The organism is Pedobacter aquae, assembly GCF_008195825.1.
Taxonomy (GTDB): Bacteria; Bacteroidota; Bacteroidia; order Sphingobacteriales; family Sphingobacteriaceae; genus Pseudopedobacter; species Pseudopedobacter aquae.
In genome coordinates this window covers 302429-325381 of sequence record NZ_CP043329.1, presented here as the reverse complement: position 1 = coordinate 325381, position 22953 = coordinate 302429, and the positions used below count along the sequence as shown (strand labels likewise).

Below are 22953 nucleotides of genomic sequence, written 5' to 3'. Positions count from 1 at the left end.
TCAACTTTAAACCTTGAACTTATTAGTCTAATGTAATATCTAAACCTAATCCTCTTAGTTCATGAACCAATACGTTGAATGATTCTGGAACGCCTGGAGTTGGAAGATTTTCACCTTTAACAATTGCTTCGTAAGTTTTTGCTCTTCCTACAACATCATCAGATTTAACTGTTAATATCTCTTGTAGAATGTTAGCAGCACCAAACGCTTCAAGTGCCCAAACCTCCATCTCACCAAAACGCTGACCACCAAATTGTGCTTTACCACCTAATGGTTGTTGTGTAATTAATGAGTATGGTCCTATTGAACGAGCATGCATTTTATCATCAACCATGTGACCTAGTTTCAACATATAGATGATACCTACGGTTGTTGGTTGGTCAAAACGCTCCCCGGTTAAGCCATTGTATAAGTATGTTCTTCCTGATTCTGGTACACCAGCTTCTTTTACGTAATGTTCAACCTCATCATGAGATGCACCATCAAAAATTGGAGTTGCAAATTTCAATCCTAATTCTTTACCTGCCCAACCTAATACAGTTTCGTAAATCTGTCCAAGGTTCATACGAGAAGGTACACCTAATGGGTTTAACACGATATCCACCGGAGTTCCATCAGAAAGGAAAGGCATGTCTTCATCACGAACGATACGAGCAACAATACCCTTATTACCGTGACGACCAGCCATTTTATCACCAACTTTTAATTTACGTTTTTTAGCAACATAAACTTTCGCCATTTGAACGATACCTGAAGGAAGCTCATCACCCACACTGATAGCAAATTTATCTCTGCGGTAAGCACCTAATTCTTCGTTAACTTTAATATTGAAGTTATGTAAAAGCGCTTTTATCAATTCGTTTTTGTCCTCATCAGTTGTCCATTTAGTTGGATTAATATGATTATAATCCAATTCCATTAACAATTTCTGAGTAAACTTAACGCCTTTAGCTATTAAAAGCTCTTTGTAAACATTGTAAACACCTTGAGAAGTTTTACCATTTACGATAGTAAATAATTTCTCTACTAAGGCCTCACGTAGTTCTCTTACAGCTTTTTCGTGTCTTGCTTCTAATTTATCTAACTGAGCTTTCTCTTCTGCTTTAGAAGTTTTCTTAGCTCTTGAGAATAATTTAGTATCAATAACAACACCGTTAATTGATGGTGGAGTTTTTAAAGATGCATCTTTAACATCACCAGCTTTATCTCCAAAGATTGCTCTTAAAAGTTTCTCTTCTGGTGAAGGATCAGACTCTCCTTTAGGGGTGATTTTACCTATAAGGATATCACCTTCTTTAACTTCAGCACCTACTCTAATGATACCATTTTCATCTAAATCTTTAGTAGCTTCTTCAGAAACGTTAGGGATATCTGGAGTTAACTCCTCTTCACCACGTTTAGTATCACGAACTTCTAATTCAAATTCTTCAATATGAAGAGAAGTAAAGATATCCTGAGAAACAACTCTTTCAGAGATTACAATAGCATCCTCAAAGTTGTAACCTTGCCAAGGCATGAAAGCAACTTTTAAGTTTCTTCCAAGGGCTAATTCACCATCTTGTGTAGCATAACCTTCGCAAAGAACTTGACCTTTTTCAACTCTTTGGCCTTTTTTAACAATTGGCTTTAAGTTGATACAAGTACTTTGGTTGGTTTTCTTAAACTTAATTAAGTTGTATGATTTAGATTCTCCATCAAATGAAACTAAAGTATCATCTTCTGTTCTATCATATTTTATGGTAATCTTATTAGCATCAACATACTCAACAACACCATTACCTTCTGCATTGATCAATGTTCTTGAATCACGAGCAACACGACCTTCTAAACCTGTACCTACTACAGGAGCTTCTGGACGTAATAAAGGAACAGCTTGACGTTGCATGTTTGATCCCATCAAAGCTCTATTCGCATCATCATGTTCTAAGAAAGGAATTAATGACGCTGCGATTGAAGTAATCTGATTAGGAGATACGTCCATATAATCTAGCTTTTCTGGCTCAATTACCGGGAAGTCACCCTCATATCTTGCTTTTACTTTATCATCAGCATAATTTCCTTTTTCATCGTATTGAGCGTTTGCCTGAGCGATGGTCATACCGTCTTCATCTTCTGCACTTAAATAAATAACAGGCTGGCCTACATCTACTTTACCGTTAACAACTTTACGGTAAGGCGTTTCAATAAATCCAAGGTTATTAATTTTAGCATGCACACAAAGAGAAGAAATCAAACCAATGTTTGGTCCCTCTGGAGTTTCAATGGTACACAAACGACCATAGTGGGTATAGTGAACGTCACGAACCTCAAAACCAGCTCTCTCTCTTGATAAACCACCAGGACCTAAAGCCGATAAACGACGTTTGTGAGTAATCTCAGCCAATGGATTGGTTTGATCCATGAATTGAGATAACTGGTTAGTTCCAAAGAAAGAATTGATTACTGAAGATAGGGTACGAGCATTAATCAAATCAGTTGGCGTAAATACCTCGTTGTCACGGATATTCATACGCTCACGAATGGTTCTTGCCATTCTTGATAAACCTACACCAAACTGAGCATAAAGTTGCTCACCAACAGTACGAACACGACGGTTAGATAAGTGATCGATATCATCAACATCCTCTTTAGAGTTAATTAATTTGATCAAGTATTTAACAATCGCAATGATATCCATCTTAGTTAAAACTTTAGTCTCCACAGGAGTATCTAATTTTAACTTACGATTGATACGGTAACGACCAACGTCGCCTAAATCATAACGTTTATCTGAGAAGAATAAACGATCTATGATACCACGAGCGGTTTCCTCATCAGGTGGTTCTGCGTTACGTAATTGTCTGTAGATATGTTCTACCGCTTCTTTAGCAGAGTTAGAGGTATCTTTTTGTAAAGTATTATAAATGATAGTATAGTCTCCGCTGTTGCTATCTTCTTTAGAAAGAATTAAAGTTTTAACGCCAGCATCAACAATCATATCGATATGATCATCTTCTAAAATGGTTTCTCTTTCAAGAATAATTTCATTTCTATCAATAGAAACAACTTCACCTGTATCTTCATCCACAAAATCTTCTACCCATTTCTTAAGAACTCTTGCAGCAAGTTTACGACCTACATATTTTTTAAGTCCTGATTTGCTAACCTTAACTTCATCAGCTAAGTCGAATAATTCTAAGATATCTTTATCAGAATCATAACCAATTGCTCTTAAAAGCGTAGTTACAGGGAATTTCTTTTTACGGTCTATGTAAGCATACATCACATTGTTAACGTCTGTAGCAAACTCTATCCATGAACCTTTGAAAGGGATAACACGAGCTGAGTATAATTTACTACCGTTTGTATGACGACTTACACCGAAAAACACACCTGGTGAACGGTGTAGTTGAGAAACAATTACACGCTCTGCACCATTGATAACAAAAGTTCCTTTAGGTGTCATGTAAGGAATAGTTCCTAAATAAACATCCTGAACAATTGTTTCAAAATCTTCGTGTTCCTCATCATTACAAGACAATCTTAATTTTGCCTTAAGAGGTACACTATAAGTTAATCCACGCTCAATACACTCTTGTATATCATAACGAGGTGGATCAATAAAGTAATCCAGAAATTCTAAAACAAATATGTTTCTCGAGTCTGAGATCGGAAAGTTTTCAGCAAAAACTTTAAATAAACCTTCTGTATGACGGTTATCTGAAGTGGTTTCTAACTGAAAGAATTCCTTGAACGATTGGATTTGAACATCCAGAAAATCAGGATAATCAATTACATGCTTACTTTGAGCAAAGTTTATCCTTTGATTGCTTTTGTTTGCCAAGGGTCTAAAATTTTAGTTAAACTAAACCGAAAATTCGATTAATACTGAACAACCATTCAGTATTTTCATTAAGATTGGTGATATACACCAAAAGCCATAGACTCCAATCCGTTTTTAAACGGAGGGAGTCTAAGGCTATATTTTGTAGAGAGATTCTAATTATTTAATCTCAACAACAGCTCCTGCTTCTTCTAATTGTTTTTTAAGAGCTTCAGCTTCGTCTTTAGCAACACCAGCTTTTAATTCTTTAGGTGCACCGTCAACTAAGTCTTTTGCTTCTTTTAAGCCTAAACCAGTTAAGTCTTTAACTAATTTAACAACTGCTAATTTCTGACCACCAGCATCTTTCAAGATTACATCAAAAGATGTTTTCTCTTCAGCAGCAGCAGGTGCATCACCAGCAGCAGCAGGACCAGCAACTGCAACAGCAGCAGCAGGCTCAATACCATACTCATCTTTTAAAATTTGAGCTAATTCGTTTACTTCTTTAACTGATAAGTTTACTAACTGCTCAGCAAACGCTTTTAAATCTGCCATTATATTTAATTTTTAAAATTTTACTTTTTGTTATACTAATTCCAAATTTTAGGTATCTGGTTAACCTCTTTCTTGTAAAGTTTTGACAATTCCTGCCAATTTGTTTCCTCCAGATTGAAGTGCTGAAACAACATTCTTCGCTGGTGACTGTAATAAACCGATGATATCTCCAATAAGCTCTTCTCTAGATTTAAGATTAACTAGAGCGTCTAATTGATTATCTCCGATAAATGCAGTGAAATCAATATATGCTGCTTTTAAAACTGGTTTATCACCTTCTTTTCTTAAAGCTTTGATAAGCTTTGCAGGTGCGTTTCCTGTTGTAGAAAACATCACAGAAGATGAACCTTTAAGAACATCGAATAAAGGTGCAACATCACCATCTAATTGCTCTAAAGCTTTTTTGATAAGTGTGTTTTTTACAACCTGAATGCCAATTTCGTTCTCAAAACATTTGCGGCGAATATTATTGATTTTTGCCACTGTTAAATCAGAAGTATCAGTAATATAGAAATTACCGTACTCTTTCATTTGTTCAGCTAAAGCAGAAACAACTTCGTGTTTTTCTTCTTTTCTCATAATCTTAAATTCCCGCTACTGTTTTAGTTTCAATTTCAATTCCAGGAGACATAGTTGAAGATAAATGAATACTCTTGAAATATGTTCCTTTAGCAGCTGATGGTTTCAATTTTGAAATGATTTGAAGAACCTCCAAAGCATTATCATAAATTTTATCAGCAGGGAAAGATACTTTACCTATTGAGCAATGGATAATACCTGTTTTATCAACTTTAAAGTCGATTTTACCACCTTTAACATCAGCAACTGCTTTACCAACTTCTTGGGTTACAGTACCTGACTTAGGGTTAGGCATTAAGTTACGTGGACCTAAAATACGACCTAGTTTACCAACTTTAGCCATACAGCTAGGAGTAGTAATAATAATATCGATATCTGTCCAACCACTCTCAATCTTAGCAATATACTCGTCCAAACCTACGTGATCAGCACCTGCAGCTTTAGCTTCTTCTTCCTTATCAGGAGTTACTAATGCTAAAACGCGTACTGTCTTACCGGTACCGTGTGGTAAAGTAGCAATACCACGAACCATTTGATTGGCTTTACGTGGATCAACACCTAAACGTACATCAATATCAACTGATGCATCAAATTTAGTTGTTGTGATATCTTTAACCAGGTTAGCTGCCTCCTTTAAAGAGTAAGCTTTACCAGCTTCAAGTTTGGAAAGTGCCGTCTTTTGATTTTTTGTTAATCTAGCCACTGTCTTTAACTTTGTTGTTTAATTAATTGTTCCAGGGAGCGTTTCCTGTAACGTTTATACCCATACTACGGGCGGTACCAGCTACCATTCTCATTGCTGATTCTACTGTGAATGCATTCAAATCCGGCATTTTATCTTTTGCAATAACCTCTACCTGATCCCAAGTTACGCTAGCAACTTTTTTACGGTTAGGTTCTGCAGATCCACTTTTAATACTCGTAACTTCCATTAACTGGATAGCTACTGGTGGAGTTTTGATGATAAAATCGAAAGATTTGTCTGCGTAAACAGTAATTACAACCGGAAGAACTTTCCCTGGTTTATCTTGGGTACGAGCATTAAATTGCTTGCAAAACTCCATAATGTTCACCCCTTTTGCTCCCAATGCTGGACCAACTGGAGGTGATGGATTTGCAGCGCCACCCTTGATTTGTAATTTGATTAACGCACTGACTACTTTTGCCATTTTCTATTTATTTATTTCTCAACGTTAATTAATGTGGAAGCATTCTTCTGTTGAGCTCATATCCATTTTCTAATAAGTATAGAGATTGCGTATAGCGTATTGCGAAATTCGCTCTACCTAATTGCACATAACTTTACTCTTTTTCTACTTGCATATAGTTAAGTTCTAGAGGAGTTCTTCTTCCAAAAATCTTAACCATAACTTTTAATTTTTTCTTTTCCTCATTTACCTCTTCAATAACTCCAGAGAAGCCATTGAAAGGACCATCCATTACTTTGATATTTTCACCCACGTAATAAGGAATATTAATCATCTCACCTTGTTGTGCCATCTCATCAACCTTACCCAAGATACGGTTAACTTCTGCTGGTCTTAGAGGGACTGCGTTTCCGCTTTTATCTCCTAAGAAGCCAATAACACTATTTACATTTTTGATGATTAGTTCTAATTCTGCATTTAAAGCAGCTTCTATTAAAACATACCCTGGGTAGTAGTTTCTTTCTTTAGCGATTTTCTTACCATCACGCATCTGATAGTATTTCTCCATAGGTATTAAAACCTGAGGAACCAAATGAGTAAGCTCTAAACGGCTGATTTCAGCATCTATGTATTGCTTAACTTTTTCTCTTTCCCACTTACCGCTCTTACTACATACCACTTTAGTTGGTCGCTCATCTTTGATTATATTATACGAATGACTTATAAATTAATTTAATCAGATTACCCGCAGACTCATCCATTGCAAAAATAATCAATGCAATGATAAGAGAAGCCACTAAGGTTATGATAGCACTGTTCTGCAATTCACCCCAAGTTGGCCAAGTTACTTTTTCAGTAAGCTCTGTGTAAGATTCTTTAATATATTCTGCAAAATTAGCCATTTGTATTGCTTTAGCACGGGAACAAGGATTCGAACCCTGATCAAAGGTTTTGGAGACCTCTATTCTACCGTTGAACTATTCCCGTTTTTGTTAAAGAAAGCTAAGGCAATAAATACCTTAGCTTTCGAATATTTATAGTGCTTAAAATTAAGCTACAATTTCAGTTACCTGACCAGCACCTACTGTTCTACCACCTTCACGGATAGCGAAACGTAGACCTTTTTCCATTGCGATAGCGTTAATCAATTTAACGTTGATTGTTACGTTATCACCAGGCATAACCATTTCTACACCTTCTTGTAAGGTGATTTCACCAGTTACGTCTGTTGTACGGAAATAGAATTGAGGACGGTATTTGTTAAAGAATGGCGTGTGACGTCCACCTTCTGCTTTTGATAATACGTAAACCTCAGCTTTGAAATCTGTGTGAGGAGTTACTGAACCTGGTTTACAGATAACCATACCACGACGGATATCAGTTTTCTCAATACCACGTAATAATAAACCTACGTTATCACCAGCTTCACCTCTATCTAATATTTTACGGAACATCTCAACACCAGTAACTGTAGATTTTAAGTTCTCAGCACCCATACCTAAGATATCCACTTGCTCACCAGAGTTGATAACACCTCTTTCTATACGACCAGTTGCAACAGTACCACGACCAGTGATAGAGAATACGTCTTCAACAGGCATTAAGAAAGGAAGTTCAGTTAATCTTGGTGGAATTGGAATGAAGTTATCTACTGCATCCATTAATTCCATGATTTTACCAACCCAATTAGCATCACCATTTAACCCACCTAAAGCAGAACCTTGGATTACAGGAATGTCATCACCAGGGAAATCATAGAAAGATAATAACTCACGGATTTCCATTTCAACAAGTTCTAATAACTCTGGATCGTCAACCATATCTACTTTGTTCATGAAAACAACAAGAGCTGGTACACCAACCTGACGAGCTAAAAGAATGTGCTCACGAGTTTGTGGCATTGGACCATCTGTTGAAGCAACAACAAGGATAGCACCATCCATTTGAGCAGCACCTGTAACCATGTTTTTCACGTAATCCGCGTGACCTGGACAGTCAACGTGTGCATAGTGACGGTTAGCAGTAGAATACTCTACGTGTGCAGTATTAATAGTGATACCTCTTTCTTTTTCTTCAGGAGCAGAGTCAATTGAATCAAATGAACGAGCCTCAGATAAACCTGCATCAGCTAATACTTTAGTTATAGCTGCAGTTAATGTAGTTTTACCGTGGTCAACGTGACCGATTGTACCGATGTTTAAGTGTGGTTTACTACGGTCAAATTTTTCTTTTGCCATGATTTTATACTTATTAGTAGGTTAATTTTATATACTTTATTTTCTTAATCTATATCTTATCGAGCCAATGATGGGACTTGAACCCATGACCTCTTCCTTACCAAGGAAGTGCTCTACCGCTGAGCTACATCGGCTTTTAAACAAAAAAAGCCCTGCCTAATTTATAAAACAGGCGGCTATATCATTTTTTTAATAAGTGAGCGGAAGACGAGGTTCGAACTCGCGACCTATAGCTTGGAAGGCTATCGCTCTACCAACTGAGCTACTTCCGCTTGTTACTTGTGGGGGTAAGTGGACTCGAACCACTGAACCCGAAGGAGCGGATTTACAGTCCGCCGCAATTGCCGCTATGCGATACCCCCGCACTAAAGAGCCTCCTATCGGAATCGAACCAATGACCTACTGATTACAAGTCAGTTGCTCTACCAGCTGAGCTAAGGAGGCTTTTGTTGAAATTAAAGAACTTTATTTTTTTATCCCAGAAGACCTGTGCTTGAGGGACTGCAAAAGTACAAAAATTACTATTCGAACAAAATTTTTTTTAAAAAAAAATCGATGATTTTTTGAATCATCGATTAAGTGCCTTACAAGGCTATTGATAATGAATTATATAGCTAATTTATAGCTTGAGAAATAATTTGTTTATGATTACTCTCATGAGCTTTAATTTTCTCTTTATGCTTATGAATTTGCTTACGCAGAGATTCAATTGCTAAATCTGTTGCTTCTTCAAAACTTTTACATTGCTCCTTGGCAAATAAAGTGTTCCCAGGTATCATCAGCTTAATTTCCGCTATTTTATTAGCTTCATCCGAGACATTATCTAGTTTTAGATAAACATCTCCCCCAATAATCTGGTCGAAAAACAAATCTAGTTTGTTTGCTTTTTTCTGAATGAATGCCAATAAATCTTTGTCGGCATTGAAGTGAATGGATTGAACTCCGATTTTCATTTTACCTCCTGTTTTTAAGCCTTTGGATGGGCTTGTTTATAAATTGTTTTGATTCTCTCTATAGAATTATGCGTGTATACTTGTGTAGCAGCCAAACTTGCATGCCCTAATAATTCCTTTATAGCATTAATATCTGCACCATGGTTTAATAAGGAGGTTGCATAGCTATGCCTTAATAAGTGCGGACTTTTTTTGTCTTGAGTGGTTACTAAACTTAAATAACGATGCACAATTCTATAAATTAGTTTTGCATAAGCTTGTTCTCCCTTTTCTGTAACGATAAAGGATGTCATATTCGTATCTGTAATAACAACCAATCTTTCTCTTAAATAATCTTTTATTTGATTTACTAGGGAATGGTTGATGGGAACTATTCTTTCTTTATTTCTTTTACCTAGAACTTTAATGGTTTGGCTGTTTAAATCTATAGCACTGATGGTTAAACCTAGAAGCTCGCTTAAGCGTATGCCAGTACCAAATAATAATTCTAGGATTAATTTATCTCTAACACCCACAAAACCACTTTCAAAAACACTAGCGCTATCTAGTAAAGTAATAAGCTTAGCCTCTTCTACAAAAGCTGGCAGCTTCTTAGCAACTTTTGGTGCTTGTACTTTTAAAACAGGGTTAATGGCAAGTATTTCTTCTTTGACCAAGAATTTGTAAAAAGCTCTTAAAGTAGATATTTTTCTATTGACAGATCTGGCTTCTATACCATCATCTAACAAGGTAATCATCCATGTTCTTATTTGCTGGTGATTAACGGTTAGAAAATCTGACTCAAATTCTGTTAGGAAATTTTCAAATTGAAGTAAATCGTTTTTATAAGCGGTTAAGGTATGCTGGGAATACCTTTTTTCATACTGTAGATAATTGAAAAAACGCTCTAAAAACATAAAAAACTATTTGTTTTATTCAAAACTGAATATACAAATAGTTTTTATATAATGTAAGAATCTTATAAGAAAATATTATTTATTAAGATTCTAAATTTAAGCCTTGCTTGTAAATAGCGTGTTTAACTTCCATTCTTCTAGCTACCGATTTTTTCTCGAAAGCTTGTCGACTACGAAGTTCTCTTAAAACACCTGTTTTTTCGAATTTCTTCTTGAAGCGCTTTAAAGCTCTATCAATTGATTCTCCGTCTTTTACGTTGATAATAATCATTTTTTAAATACCACCCTTCTATTCACTTTTAATGGACTGCAAAGGTAGCGAGTGACTTTGTATTTTGCAAGTTTAAAATGATTTATTTAAAACGCTATTTATCAATCTCTTTAGGATAGGGTTTACCACCATTGTAACCATCTTTAAAACCTCGTTCCAAATCGCCCCAATTTAAAGCTAGCTCAATTAAAAGCATTGTTGCAAAGCCTAATAAAAAGGCTTTCAAGTCTCTTTTGGTGATGTTTTTCATAAATTTCATTTTTGATGATATTTGATAAATATAATTTTAAAACACAAAACCTCCAAAAAAGAAAATGGTAGAGGTTTTGTGCTTGGGTTGTTGATAAGCTACATCATTAAAATTTAGCTTCTGGATAGTTCTATCCCAATTTATACGGGTATAATTAAATCCAAAACGATAAGCTATTTTCTTTTCTGTTTTAAATTCTAAAGCCAATTTAGGCTCTAGCGCTAAATAGAAGTTGCTTTTAGCAGTCGCTTGCTTTTCTTGGGTACTTGTTTGGTTATGACTATTCTTAGCATACGTATTAAAAGAAGCATCTGTATAGAGCTTTTGGTAATTTAATCCACAAGCTAGCGCCAAATAGGTTTGATCATCCACATTTATAGAAATTTTATAGGTAGGTCTTATTTGGAAAGAAAATGCTTGATTGCTCAGACTTGTTTCTGATTTTAATTCTGTTAAAGTATTATCGGTGTAGCTTTTATTGGTTAAAGAGTTTCCTAATAAATAATCAATACCTGTTTCTAGGTAAAAATCGGGCATTAACTGGATAGCATAGCCTGCATTTAAAGCTATTCCATCAGTATTTCTGTCGGGCCGCCCTTTATTTGACTTATTTAAATATTCAAAAAATGGAACTTTTAGATGTGTATAAAAATAATGCTGCGCTTGAGCACTTTTGTTTAAGAGTAAAACAAACAAAGTGGCAATAATTATTTTAGATTTCATAGGTTGCAAAAAGCGTTTAAGCTGTTAATACTTAAACGCTCTACTAAATCATTGAAGTTTAAAACAGCATACCTATACCTAATGCTATGGAGCTTAAAGCTATTTTACCATCAGATGTTTTATATCTAAAATCTTGATATTTATAAGATATTTCTGGTGTTAGGGCTGTTTTCTTCCCTAATTTAAGATTGTAGCCTGCACCTATCTCGTATAGTAAGCCTCCATTATATCTGTTAGATGTAATGCCATAGCCTAAATTTGCAAAAGTATAAGGCGTTTTAAAGCTTTCTTTAAAATAGTAATGTGTATTTACAAATATAGGATATGATGATAAAGTTGGATTGATATAAGTAGATGCACTTATACCTAAACCCAAAGAAATATGCTGGTTTAAATGCCAACCATTTATAGTTGTAATTTCTGTACCATTACCTTCATCTCCAAAAATACCAGAATAAGGTGGAGTTGTATTGGTTCGTATGGCTACGCCTAATTTTGTTTTGTTAAAAAAGCCTTTTCTAGAAAGGTCTTGGGCGCTAATACTACTTGATATAATAATGGCCATAAAAGTTAAAAGGATTTGTCTCATATAATTATTTTAATTGTGCAACTATTCTAGCCCCTCTCCAAGAGTTACCGTATTTTGCAACTCCAAACACAGAAGCATTCTCTAGTGTAAAGTCGAGTGGCGCATAACCTACATTAATACTTGTGAAATCGGAAGTAATTTTCGCTCCAACGGCCCAATCAAATACTTTTGATAAACTTTCTGCATTATAAGCTATAATTTCATCTCTTTCTTGAACGAAAGATATACTTTTTTGGTAAAATCAGACCACACTTTAAAAGCATAGTTTACATTTTCTTTCTTTGGGTATAAAGAAGGAATTTTTACGCTAGCAAAATCAAAAAGTTCTTTTATTCCCACCTGTAGTTGTTTATTCCTATCAAAAGTAAAAGGATACCCTAATAAATCCACTTCCACATATTGTTTAGTCAATTTTGGAAGATCCACAGGAGTAAATCTTTGATATGTGGGATGTGGTAAAGCCCCATTATTATTAGGTAATTGACCTAAATAATACTCTAACCCAACCTAACCTTAATTCATTTGCAGCAGTTTCAGACCATCCAATCCAATTTTTCTTCTGCATTTTTACAGAAGCTCCTACAGCAGAATAAACGCCCCATGAAGCACAATAAAAATTCACTCTGACTCTTCTCTTTAATTCGAAGTTTTCTGTGTAAATTTCCTCTCTACCACGTAATTCTTCAAATAATTTTCCTGCTAATGTTTTTGCTCCGAAGTGAATCGTCGGTAAATTTTGATAAATCCAATCATCTGTGCCTGTATCACTAGTAGTTATATTATCCCTTTTAACATTGTAAATCAGCGAACTAATTACATCATTCTCTTTTGATTCTACTCTTCTGTATGTATCTAATAAGATAATTCCATCTTCGATTTTATAAAAATCCTTATCTATCTCTTGACTAAAAAAGATATGACTTTTAAAATTTATATTCTTTGAATATTTATAATTTGAAAGTAAAAGTAATAGTCTATCATATTTTTCTGTCTGAACTATAAAAGTGCCGAAAGAGGTAACTTTATAAATTATACCCTCAACACTTAACTCCAAATTACTATCTAGCACACTAGCAAAATATGGATCTGGTACTAAATCTTCAAACGGCTCTGAGGTATCATTAACTTCTTCTAGATTTAGGATAGAAGTTTTCCTCTGACTAATAACTTTTTGTAATTTATAAAATGAATTGAAGTTTTCTCTATTTGCATATTTACTTACAGTTTCATCTAATTGAGTTTCACTTTTTTGATTTAAAATTTCCATAAAACTTCTAAACTCATCATTGGTACTGAATTTGAGTCGTCCTGTGGATTCTAATTTGTTTTCAGGAGTAGTAATATTATCTCTTTTACAACCTATAATAGAAATAAAAAAGATAATTAAGAAGGTGATTTTAAGTTGATGTTTTTTCATAATTATTTTTTTTTACAAAACTACTTAACACTTCAATCTTTCACATTTTTTTCACCCTAAATTTAATTTAGGTTATTATATTTGGCACATCTTATCTATTATGAAAAAAGAAATTGGAATTATCACAAGTATTTTCAGAAAAGAAAGTGCTTTGAAACAAGAATTCATGGCTTATAAACTTGGTTTAACCGTTAACTCTTATGCAAATATTGAAAAAGGAAGAACCGATATTAATACCGAAAAATTAATAAAGATTTCTCAAATATTTAATATTAAACCTTACCAAATATTAGTTCTAGCAGACGAGTTATTAGAAAATAATACCACAGATTGGCTTCCTCAAGTCGTGAGAGCTATTATTAGAGTAGCAAAAAGAAATTATGCTATAGGAAATAATTTAGAAGACCAATTTATAATAAGCATGGATAAATCTGTTAGAAATGCTTCATTAAAAACAAGATTTTAATACTCGGCCAAAGCCACCACTTTATCAGCATAAGGCTTAATTAAATCCTTACCTTTTAAAAAGTCTAGGCTAATGATGAATGAAAAACCAGCTATCTCGCCTTTCATTTTTTGTATCAGTAAAGAGGTAGCTTCAACGGTTCCTCCAGTGGCTAATAAGTCATCATGAATTAAGATTTTGGTTCCTGGTTCAAAAGCATCTTCATGCATTTCTATGGTAGCAGAGCCATATTCTAAGTTATAGCTTTGTTTTACAGTTTTATAAGGCAGTTTACCTGCTTTTCTAATGGGAATAAAAGGCTTATTTAACCTATTAGCCAGCATCAATCCAAATAAAAAGCCCCTACTTTCTATTCCTGCTATGGCATCAAATGCTAGTCCGGATAATCGTTCTACAAAAGCATCAATAATTTGAGTGCATAATTCTTGATTTTTTAGAATAGGCGTAATGTCTTTAAAAACGATACCGGGCTTCGGAAAATCCATAACATCCCTTACGGTTTCCTTAATTTGTTGTTCTATCATTAGAGTTGGATATAAGGAGCAATTTTACTGATTATTTCGGGATTTAAGATGTGGATTTTACTTAAATCTGTAATAGATTTATAAACCCCATGCTGCTTACGATAAGCGATAATAGCGTTCATTTGTTTATAAGACAGGTATGGAAACCTCTTCAGATCTGCAAATTCAGCTGTATTGATATGGATAGGTGTAATTTTCTCTTTATCTACCAAAATCTGATTTTCTATTTGTGCATATTTAACAGAATCTAGTCCATAAACTTCCAATAATTGCTCTTTTCTGATAAAACCGCCTAACCTATTTCTGTATTTGATAATTCTAGATGCAAATGCAGGTCCTATTCCTTTGATGTTTAATAGCTGTAATGAATCTGCATCGTTTACATCAACCATAATCAAAGCTTTTTTAGGGAAAGACTCCCTCTTCTTATCAATCGTATAAGTCTCCTTTTATTTTCTGGAATATCTATATAAGGCTCTAGACGTTGGTACATAGCCGGAGAAATAGCATACATTTTTTTACATCTTCCTTCTTGTAAAACTTGCCTCCTTTGGCTTCATACTTTTTAATAGAATGCGCTTGTTTTTCTGAAAGCCCTAGCTTTATCCAATCTTCAACAGGTAAATGGTTAGGATTAAACCTAAATAATACAGGTTTATGAAAATCTTCTTCCTGATTGTTATAAGCGGTACTTTCATAACGATCTATTTGAGCTAAAGCGGGCTTAATGGTTTCTATTTTTATTTCTAAAGGCTTGAAAAAGAAGCGTTCATAAATATAAGGAGCTGTATAAATAAGTCCTAGAAGTACAAAAAGCACTATTAAACCTCTATATTCCTGACGAGAAATACTAAAGTATTCTTTAAATTTTTGATTCATACGTAGATATTATCCAAAAAAAGGAATTATTTTTAATAAAATCAATAAAAATTTAATTAGTTAATATCTGCTAAAAGAGTTGATATTTGTACAAAAAAATCGACCAATTCTGATGAAAATTATCACCACAGAAGAATTTGCGAAAGCTACCAAAATTAACAAGTTAAGAATGCCTGGATTGGCTTCCTTGTTGATGGAAATCATGAAAATAAATGACATTAACGAAACCTTTGCTAAAGCTGCCGATTTTGAAGGTGTAGCTTTTGTAGATGAAATCCTAAGACTTTTAGGCGTTAAAGTAGAGATAAAAGAAAGCGATTTTAAAAACCTCCCACTTGATGGTGCCTTTATAGGCGTTGCCAATCATCCTTATGGTGGTATAGAAGGCTTGGTTTTAATTAAGATACTTTGCACCATAAGGCCAGAAGCCAAAGTGATGGCAAATTTCTTATTGAAGAAAATACCTAACCTGAGTGATTTTTTTGTCGCGGTAAACCCTTTTGAAAATATAGATCATTCATCTAGCATTAGTGGTATCAAAACAACTTTGGGCTTATTAAATAGCGGTACACCTATCGGGATATTCCCTGCTGGCGAAGTATCTACCTTTAAATTAGAACAGCAGCAGGTAACCGATAAGCTATGGCATCCGGTAGTTGGTAAATTAATATCTAAATCTAAAGTTCCGGTGGTGCCTATTTATTTTCATGGTAATAATGGTTTGTTATTTAATTTATTATCCTTAATTCACCCTGCTTTAAGAACTGCCAAATTACCATCAGAATTATTCAATAAGAAAGGACATACTATCCACGTAAGAATAGGGAAACCTATAAAATTTGAAGAGATACCTAATAATGATAATAATAGCGCTTTATTAGCTTTTCTAAGAGCCAAAACTTATGCTTTAGGTGCCGGATTAGAAAATGAGCGTAAAATTTTTAGCAGCGCCAATTTATTTAAGATTTTAAAGCAATCTCAAGACATTATCCCTCCTATTGAAACATCTTTAATGGAAAAGGAAATTGAAGACTTGCGTGGCGAGTGTTTGGTGTGGACAGAGAAAAATTATGAAGTTTACATCACGCCTACGCAAAACATCCCTAACATTATCAAAGAAATAGGAAGATTAAGAGAAATTACCTTTAGAGATGTTGGAGAAGGCACCAATAAGTCTATCGATTTAGATAGCTATGATATTTACTACAATCATTTATTTATTTGGGATACCGAGCAAAAAATGATTGTTGGCGCTTATAGAATTGGTAAGGGGGATGAAATTTTTTACAGCTATGGCAAAAAAGGCTTTTACACTGCTGAGTTGTTTAAGATAAAATCTCAGTTTGGTACGGTCTTAAGAAATAGCTTAGAGCTTGGGCGTTCTTGGATAAGGAAAGAATATCAACAAAAACCTTTACCACTATTTTTACTTTGGAAAGGTATTCTAAAATTTTTGATAGATAATCCTAGATATAAATATTTGATTGGTCCTGTATCTATCAGTAATACTTTTAGCAAGTTTTCTAAATCTTTAATTGTGAATTTCATTTACAGAAACCACTTTGACCATGAAATGGCGCAAATGGTAAAGCCTAGGAAACAGTTTAAGGTAGATTTCTCTAAAATTGATGCTGATATTTTAACTGCCAATAGCAATTCTCTTAAAAATTTAGACAGCTTAATAGCCGAGGTAGAGAGTAACCATATTAAAATTCCTGTTTTATTGAGGCAGTATATCGCATTAAATGCAAAGATTATTTGTTTTAATATAGACCCTAAGTTTTCTGATAGCTTAGATGGATTTCTGGTTTTAGATTTAGAGAACATACCACAAGATATGATTGAGAAATTAGGGAAGAATTTATAAGCTTTTTATGTAAATATATTTTTCAATAAAATCGCATCGGTTAAAGCTAACCATCCCTAGCTATTATAAATGTACTAGCAAGAGTACATCTAAATAAAAACAATATTGCCCTGCAAGGAAATGAAGCATGATAATTTCTAAATCCTAATCATGGCAGGGTTTTTCTAGCTTATTAAATCATCCGTAAACATAATGGTTACTGGTATAATTATTTAAGCTATGAAAACAATTTCTAAAATTAGTATGCTGCTTGTTTTATCAGGAATAGCAACACAAAGTAATGCACAGGAAACAACAGCAGAGACAACACCGCGTTTCTCAACCAAAAACTTCCGTACATGGTCTATTGGTGTACATGGTGGTGTTTTAACGCCTTACACTGTCTTTAGGGGCCAATCAAATGATTTTAACACACCCAAAGAAAATTGGGGTTATGGTGGTTATTTAAAAAAGCAAATCATCCCATCTTTTGGAATTCAGGCAGATTTTCTGGCTGGAAATGTAGAAGGTTTAAGAGCATCAAGTTTAGTCCCAAATACTTCTGCCAACGCTCTTTATGAAAACTCTAGTTTTAAGTCTCATATAGAATGGTCTGCGGCTTTAACTGCTAATTTCACTTTAGCCAATTTGAGCATCAATAATGAGCAAGGCTATTTCTCGCCTTATGTAAAAGCAGGGGCTGGATATTTATCATCTAATGCCGAAGTGGTGAATGCCGGACCAAACCGTGGCTATTCAGAAAATTGGTTTATACCTGTTGGTGCCGGATTTAAAATAGGCATCGCAAAAGGTGTAAATTTAGATTTAGGTTATGATGTTAACTTCATGAAAACGAACACCTTTGATGGTATTACTGGCTCTAGATTTGATAATTTCTCTTACGGACATGCAGGACTTGAATTTGCTTTAGGTAAAAAAGAAAATCCGCCATTAGCTCATTATAGCGCTTTGGCTGATTTAAGAAAACAAACTGCTGCAGAAAGTCAAGAATTAAGAAGAGCACTATCTAGTGCAGAGCAAAACGCTTTAAGAGACCGCGAACAATACGCTAAAGATTTTGGTGATGATGATGCTGATGGGGTAGCCAATAAATTTGATAAATGTGCTAATACTCCTGCTAATACGGTAGTAGATGGTGCCGGATGCCCTTTGAGTACGCCAAAACAAATTATCAGAGAGAAAATTATGGTTACCGAGGTGGATAGGAAAATTGTTGATGAAGCCATTAAAAACTTAGAATTTGATTTGGGCAAATCTACCCTACGCTCGGTATCATACCCTACTTTAAATAGAGTAGCTGCTTTACTTGTTGAAAAGAACTTTAGTCTTAAACTTGCTGGCCATACCGATAATACTGGGTCAATGGAATTGAACTTACGTTTATCTAAAGAAAGAGCAGAAGCCGTAAAAGCTTATTTAGTAAGCCAAGGTGTTAATGCTTCCAGAATAGAAGCTACCGGTTACGGACCCAACCAGCCTATTGCAAGTAATGCTACCGCTGCTGGCAGACAAGAAAACCGAAGGGTTGAATTTACACTGTTTTAAGGGTTAAAACCAAAAAAGACCACTTTAGGTGGCCTTTTTTAAAATTTTATGTGTAAAGATTATAAGTTAGCTAATAAGTTTACACCATCCACATTAGCCCATCTTCCTGTAATTAAAGCAGCCCCTGTTGCGGTTGTAGAAGTGGTGAAATTTGCACCAAAACTAGCTGCATTTACAGTAAATGCACCACCAGAATTTTGTGAAAGAAATGTAACGGGTGTGTTAGCTAGTCTAACATTAAGAAGTTTAACTTTACCGCCTACGATCTGATTAGTATAAGTAGCTAAGTCACGTACTTGTATAGCTGAGCCGAAACCAGCTTCTATTGAAGCATATCCATCAATAAAGATATTACTAAAATCGCCATTTCCTTGAGATTTGAATTGAATTGCATCAAATTGCTTTTCATTCTGAGATTCGGTAGCAGTATTAGCAGCTCTTTTAAGGGTAATGTTAGTTACTTTTGGAAAGAAAGTATTATTTACACCTTTTGCCTCTATCTCCATACCATAGTTAGCAATACCGGTTTGGTAAGCAAACCAATTGGTATTTTCTTGTCCTCTCCAGCCATCTTGCCAGTCGAATGAATCATCAGCATTACCATAAGAAATTAAGTTTTTAGCGCTTACCGTACCACCGTAAAACTCAAAACCATCATCATTTCCTTTATAGGCTACCAAGTTTTCTAATACAGTTCCTGATCCTACAGAGTAAAATGAAAATCCGTTATGCTCTCTTGTATTGTTATTAAACACTAAACCTGCATATTCTACTCTTACATATCTTAATGAACCACCATTGTGCGTAGCGTTACTACCACCATAAGTTATAGACTGACCATCTTCAGAAACTGCTGTTTGAGGTGCAGGAGCAGTTGCAGAGTTTACAATTGGTGCATCACCGTACATGATAATACCTGCCCACTGTCCGCCTATTTTAGTTTTAGCAGTGAAAACAATGGGATCATTAGCAGTACCATTTGCAATTAATTTACCACCATTTAAAATTACTAATCCATCTTCACCATCTGCTTGATCTGCTGTAAAGGTACTTCCTGCCTCAATGGTTAAGGTAACGCCTGGTTGAACTTTAACTAAACCTTTTAAAGTATAATTCCCAAAAGTCAACGTTCTATTGGTCGTGATATCACCAGTAATTTCTCCTTCAACTGGAACTTTTGCAGGAGTTTCTTCTTCATCATCAGAACAGCCAGTGAAAATGGTAGCTGAAATTGCAATTGCATAAAGTAATTTTTTCATCGTTATTGTTTTTTATAGTGCAAACTTAATTCTCAAATGTTTTGAAGAGATTAACTTAGTTTTATCATTACATCAAACTTGAGTTAATTAATTGTAAAGCCTTTAGAAAGTATATCCTAAACCTAAAGACACCCCTACTCCTCTTTTAAAGTCTTTAACGGTTAAATCATTCTCAAAAATTTGGATGGTACTTTCATCACCTAAATCTATTCTGTAAGTTGGGTTCAGGATGTTTTCTATTCCTAATTTCACATCCCATTTAGTAGATATCTTATTGTTCCAAATAAAGTCAAGCTTTCCAAATGGTTTTTCATAATAATTATCTAAGCCATTGGTTCCTACTGCGTAAATACGCTCTCCGTAAATGCTATAAGCTAAAGTCATGGTACTTTTCCATTTTTTGCTAAAATCTGTTTCGTGTTTGATGTCAGCATTTATTAACCATGGTGATGCACCTTGAAGTCTACGTGTATTATTATCGCCAATAGCAGCAGTTTCAACACTGTTTTTAACAACATCTATAGTTGTTCTGGTATACATCAAAGAAGTGTTGAACCCTGCTGAAAAGTTTGAAAGAGATTCGCTTAGTCTGGATAACTGTAATAAGAATTCTATTTCTGCTCCGTAAAGTACTGCTTGTTTTGAGTTATTGTAAGTTATTTGCAAACCACCACTACCTGCTGTTTGTAGAAACAAACGTTCTATGGGGTTTTCTATATACTTAGCAAAAGCAGTAAAGGCAAACATTTCTTTGTTTGTTGGAAAGAACTCGTATTTAGCATCAAAGTTATAGTTATCACTATTAATAATATTAGGATTACCGCTTTCGATAGTAGCGTCAGGGTTAACAAATTCTAGAGGAAAGGCTTCCATGATAACAGGCTTGGTTAAAGTTTTTGAAGCCGAAAATCTTAAATTTGCTTTGTCTGTTAAACTATATTTTAAATTGGCAGCAGGTAAAACATCTAAATTATTTAATTTAACTCTTTGAAAAGGATCACTAAAACTTCCAGGATTTCTAAATCTGGTTAAACGCTCTGATTGTTCAACTCTAGCGCCTACGTTAATGTTTAACTTATCATTAAATTGAAGAGCTAAATCTGCATAACCTGCGTTTACACCTTCTCTCATAGTAGCCGCATAAGTAGCATTACTACCTTCTCTGTAAGTGAAATTACCATTTGCTATTTCATTTGCTAAAGTAGCATCTGGAGCATTGGTGTTAAAGCTTGTGTTATTCGATGCTAAATTCTGAGACACTATAAATCTTGAACTTGATGCTACTTTATTGAAGGAACCGTTATATCCTAAGCTTAATTTATGAGCCTTTGTTAAATCATCATGACCAAACTTCCAGTTATATTCTAACAATCCAGACCCAAAGAAATCCCCATCAAAATTCATGTATTGTCTGTATAAGCTATTTCCAGAATAGTTTACAGAAGTCGTATGTTCATCAATAAGAGACCCTCTAAAAGATTTTCTGTCTGGTAATTGGTATTGAGTTTTTGAATAAGAAACACCTGCTTTGATGCTATGGGCATCATTTTTTGTCAACTTATAGTTCGTGAAAAGCTGACCAGTAAAGAAATCTGTTTTTTGTAATTGATTTAGTCTGATGAATGCATTGGAAACAGTTGCCTGACTATTGGTATAGCCCAATTGGTCTTGAATGGTGTTTTCTGTACCTCTCAAATAAAAGGCGTTGAGATTAAGGCTTAATCTTTTGGTGCCATAGTTTATGGCAGATAATACTGATGAATTGGTAGAAAACCTGTTCGTTGTAGTATAAAGATTGTTATCATAAATACCTTGTGCTGTATTAAAGAACCTATCTACCCCTTCTCTGTATTGAAAGTTATTATCGGTATTTAACGAAAATAGATATTGGAAAGAACGATCTTTTTCTAACTGAAATCTTTGTGTATGTAGAATATTCAAACTTGTATTTAAAGGTGCGTTCCCGCTTTCTACATCATAACCAGAACCAAATTGCGAAAGCGCTTCACTGGCAGGCATCATGTAAGCAGATGGTCTGCTACCAAAAGCTTTAGGTAGCGATCTTGTATCGGCACCAAAACCTACATAATTCTCTAAAGAAGTTGCGTCTTCTGCTCTTAAAAACTTCCTAAAAGTTGTGTTAGACAAAAGCTTGTCCCGATACTGATTTTGGTAACCGGCTTTTCGCCTTTAGATGTTACAATATTAAATGTACCACCGGCAAAATCTCCGTACAAGCTAGAATTAAAAGTCTTAGATGTTTCTAAAACACTTACAATATCTGTAGGAAAAAGATCTAGCGGAATAATTTTCTTGAAAGGATTATTAGATGGAACAGCCAAACCGTTGATAAGCAAATTATTATACCTATCCTCTAAACCACGAACAAATAAACCTCTACCATCAACTTTAGTTATACCTGTAATTTTGGTTAAACCTTCTTCTACATCACCAATACCCTTTCTTGATAACTCTTGCGCCCCTATTCCTTGTTTAATTTCTATAGAGTTCTTTTGGTTTAAGATAAGAGCCGTTTCAGATTCTCTACTGTAAGTTGCAGTGACTACAATTTCACCTAAGCTTTGTGTAGCGGCTTCTTCCATGATGATATTTAATGTAGAAACAACACCATCCTTTACTTCTATATTACTTACGTTTTTGGTTTGATAACCTAAATATTTGAATACTAAATTGTACTTGCCTGGTGCTAAATTTAGCAGCGTATAACGGCCATCAACATCTGTTACAGCACCTTTAGTTGTACCATCTATACCTACGTATAAACCTATTAATGTTTCTCCAGTAGTTTTATCGGTAACTTTACCTGCAATTTTGCCAGTTTGCGCAAAAACATTTGTTGATAAAGTTATTAGCAGTATGCTAATGATAGAAAATGAGCTAAATAATTTTTGATTCACTTTTGCTTTGTTTAGTTATTGCAAAAGTATTAGCTACATGTTACGTGGTTGTTACTTTAAAATTAAGTAACA

The 22953-nt window shown here is 34.5% G+C and carries 24 protein-coding genes, 5 tRNA genes and 1 pseudogene; 3 read left to right on the top strand and 27 right to left on the bottom strand.

What is annotated here, in order from left to right; all coding sequences use genetic code 11:
- Positions 1-22: 22 nt before the first annotated feature.
- From rpoB to FYC62_RS01395, 21 genes and pseudogenes are all read right to left on the bottom strand, one after another.
- Entirely contained in the window at positions 23-3823 is a 3801-nt protein-coding gene (rpoB, locus tag FYC62_RS01490) for a DNA-directed RNA polymerase subunit beta (RefSeq protein WP_039450263.1), read from the bottom strand.
- Positions 3824-3982: 159 nt separating this feature from the next.
- The gene (gene rplL, locus FYC62_RS01485; RefSeq protein ID WP_026902992.1) at positions 3983-4360 is read right to left on the bottom strand and encodes a 50S ribosomal protein L7/L12; all 378 of its coding nucleotides are present in this window, start codon (positions 4358-4360) and stop codon (positions 3983-3985) included.
- A 60-nt stretch (positions 4361-4420) separates the two neighbouring features.
- Positions 4421-4939 carry a 50S ribosomal protein L10 gene (gene rplJ, locus FYC62_RS01480; protein WP_039450259.1) on the bottom strand — a complete coding sequence of 173 codons (519 nt, stop codon included), beginning with the start codon at positions 4937-4939 and terminating at the stop codon, positions 4421-4423.
- A 4-nt stretch (positions 4940-4943) separates the two neighbouring features.
- The gene (gene rplA / locus FYC62_RS01475) at positions 4944-5642 is read right to left on the bottom strand and encodes a 50S ribosomal protein L1 (RefSeq protein ID WP_026902990.1); all 699 of its coding nucleotides are present in this window, start codon (positions 5640-5642) and stop codon (positions 4944-4946) included.
- A 22-nt stretch (positions 5643-5664) separates the two neighbouring features.
- A complete protein-coding gene (rplK, locus tag FYC62_RS01470; protein WP_039450255.1) occupies positions 5665-6108 on the bottom strand; it encodes a 50S ribosomal protein L11 in 444 nt (147 codons plus the stop codon).
- A gap of 133 nt (positions 6109-6241) precedes the next feature.
- Positions 6242-6783, bottom strand: a pseudogene (gene nusG, locus FYC62_RS01465) (transcription termination/antitermination protein NusG).
- A gap of 11 nt (positions 6784-6794) precedes the next feature.
- Positions 6795-6989: a preprotein translocase subunit SecE gene (gene secE, locus FYC62_RS01460; protein WP_026902987.1), complete on the bottom strand. Its 195-nt coding sequence runs from the start codon at positions 6987-6989 to the stop codon at positions 6795-6797.
- A 14-nt stretch (positions 6990-7003) separates the two neighbouring features.
- A tRNA-Trp gene (locus FYC62_RS01455) sits at positions 7004-7074 on the bottom strand.
- A 62-nt stretch (positions 7075-7136) separates the two neighbouring features.
- Positions 7137-8324, bottom strand: coding sequence for an elongation factor Tu (gene tuf / locus FYC62_RS01450; RefSeq protein WP_039450248.1), 1188 nt, complete (start codon positions 8322-8324; stop codon positions 7137-7139).
- 62 nt (positions 8325-8386) lie between these two features.
- Positions 8387-8458: transfer RNA gene (locus FYC62_RS01445), tRNA-Thr, on the bottom strand.
- 65 nt (positions 8459-8523) lie between these two features.
- A tRNA-Gly gene (locus FYC62_RS01440) sits at positions 8524-8596 on the bottom strand.
- A gap of 10 nt (positions 8597-8606) precedes the next feature.
- A tRNA-Tyr gene (locus FYC62_RS01435) sits at positions 8607-8686 on the bottom strand.
- 9 nt (positions 8687-8695) lie between these two features.
- A tRNA-Thr gene (locus FYC62_RS01430) sits at positions 8696-8768 on the bottom strand.
- 170 nt (positions 8769-8938) lie between these two features.
- A complete protein-coding gene (gene hpf / locus FYC62_RS01425; protein WP_039450244.1) occupies positions 8939-9277 on the bottom strand; it encodes a ribosome hibernation-promoting factor, HPF/YfiA family in 339 nt (112 codons plus the stop codon).
- 14 nt (positions 9278-9291) lie between these two features.
- The gene (locus tag FYC62_RS01420; RefSeq protein ID WP_149073664.1) at positions 9292-10173 is read right to left on the bottom strand and encodes a tyrosine-type recombinase/integrase; all 882 of its coding nucleotides are present in this window, start codon (positions 10171-10173) and stop codon (positions 9292-9294) included.
- Between the two features lie 82 nt (positions 10174-10255).
- Positions 10256-10444, bottom strand: coding sequence for a 30S ribosomal protein S21 (rpsU, locus tag FYC62_RS01415; RefSeq protein ID WP_039450240.1), 189 nt, complete (start codon positions 10442-10444; stop codon positions 10256-10258).
- 94 nt (positions 10445-10538) lie between these two features.
- Positions 10539-10703: a hypothetical protein gene (locus tag FYC62_RS16980; protein WP_154285962.1), complete on the bottom strand. Its 165-nt coding sequence runs from the start codon at positions 10701-10703 to the stop codon at positions 10539-10541.
- 27 nt (positions 10704-10730) lie between these two features.
- Complete coding sequence (locus FYC62_RS01410) at positions 10731-11417, bottom strand: outer membrane beta-barrel protein (protein ID WP_149073663.1); 687 nt, start codon at positions 11415-11417, stop codon at positions 10731-10733.
- A 58-nt stretch (positions 11418-11475) separates the two neighbouring features.
- Positions 11476-12006, bottom strand: a complete 531-nt coding sequence (locus FYC62_RS01405; protein ID WP_149073662.1) for a hypothetical protein — start codon at positions 12004-12006, stop codon at positions 11476-11478.
- A 192-nt stretch (positions 12007-12198) separates the two neighbouring features.
- On the bottom strand, positions 12199-12396 hold the full coding sequence (locus tag FYC62_RS01400; RefSeq protein ID WP_149073661.1) for a hypothetical protein: 198 nt from the start codon (positions 12394-12396) through the stop codon (positions 12199-12201).
- An 82-nt stretch (positions 12397-12478) separates the two neighbouring features.
- Positions 12479-13423, bottom strand: coding sequence for a hypothetical protein (locus FYC62_RS01395; RefSeq protein ID WP_149073660.1), 945 nt, complete (start codon positions 13421-13423; stop codon positions 12479-12481).
- A 100-nt stretch (positions 13424-13523) separates the two neighbouring features.
- Here FYC62_RS01395 and FYC62_RS01390 point away from each other — a divergent pair, with 100 nt between their 5' ends.
- Positions 13524-13889, top strand: a complete 366-nt coding sequence (locus FYC62_RS01390) for a helix-turn-helix transcriptional regulator (RefSeq protein ID WP_149073659.1) — start codon at positions 13524-13526, stop codon at positions 13887-13889.
- Here FYC62_RS01390 and FYC62_RS01385 read toward each other — a convergent pair.
- The 3 genes from FYC62_RS01385 to FYC62_RS01375 all read right to left on the bottom strand — a co-directional run bounded on the left by FYC62_RS01385 (position 13886) and on the right by FYC62_RS01375 (position 15292).
- A complete protein-coding gene (locus FYC62_RS01385) occupies positions 13886-14413 on the bottom strand; it encodes an adenine phosphoribosyltransferase (RefSeq protein WP_149073658.1) in 528 nt (175 codons plus the stop codon). The two genes, FYC62_RS01390 and FYC62_RS01385, sit on opposite strands and share 4 nt — an antisense overlap.
- Positions 14413-14805 carry a ComEA family DNA-binding protein gene (locus FYC62_RS01380; protein WP_149073657.1) on the bottom strand — a complete coding sequence of 131 codons (393 nt, stop codon included), beginning with the start codon at positions 14803-14805 and terminating at the stop codon, positions 14413-14415. The genes FYC62_RS01385 and FYC62_RS01380 overlap by 1 nt, the downstream gene beginning before the upstream one ends.
- Positions 14806-14890: 85 nt before the next feature.
- Positions 14891-15292 carry a hypothetical protein gene (locus tag FYC62_RS01375; protein WP_149073656.1) on the bottom strand — a complete coding sequence of 134 codons (402 nt, stop codon included), beginning with the start codon at positions 15290-15292 and terminating at the stop codon, positions 14891-14893.
- Positions 15293-15404: 112 nt separating this feature from the next.
- Between FYC62_RS01375 and FYC62_RS01370 the strand changes: the two genes are divergently transcribed.
- Together FYC62_RS01370 and FYC62_RS01365 are read left to right on the top strand one after the other, a co-directional pair.
- Positions 15405-17159: a lysophospholipid acyltransferase family protein gene (locus FYC62_RS01370; protein ID WP_149073655.1), complete on the top strand. Its 1755-nt coding sequence runs from the start codon at positions 15405-15407 to the stop codon at positions 17157-17159.
- A 219-nt stretch (positions 17160-17378) separates the two neighbouring features.
- Positions 17379-18704, top strand: a complete 1326-nt coding sequence (locus tag FYC62_RS01365; RefSeq protein ID WP_149073654.1) for an OmpA family protein — start codon at positions 17379-17381, stop codon at positions 18702-18704.
- Between the two features lie 59 nt (positions 18705-18763).
- On the opposite strand, the gene FYC62_RS01360 is transcribed toward FYC62_RS01365, so the two are convergent.
- The 3 genes from FYC62_RS01360 to FYC62_RS01350 form a co-directional block, all read right to left on the bottom strand.
- Entirely contained in the window at positions 18764-19963 is a 1200-nt protein-coding gene (locus FYC62_RS01360; protein ID WP_149073653.1) for a hypothetical protein, read from the bottom strand.
- 102 nt (positions 19964-20065) lie between these two features.
- Positions 20066-22111: a TonB-dependent receptor domain-containing protein gene (locus FYC62_RS01355; protein WP_149073652.1), complete on the bottom strand. Its 2046-nt coding sequence runs from the start codon at positions 22109-22111 to the stop codon at positions 20066-20068.
- On the bottom strand, positions 22081-22881 hold the full coding sequence (locus FYC62_RS01350; RefSeq protein ID WP_149073651.1) for a carboxypeptidase-like regulatory domain-containing protein: 801 nt from the start codon (positions 22879-22881) through the stop codon (positions 22081-22083). The genes FYC62_RS01355 and FYC62_RS01350 overlap by 31 nt, the downstream gene beginning before the upstream one ends.
- Positions 22882-22953 lie beyond the last annotated feature (72 nt).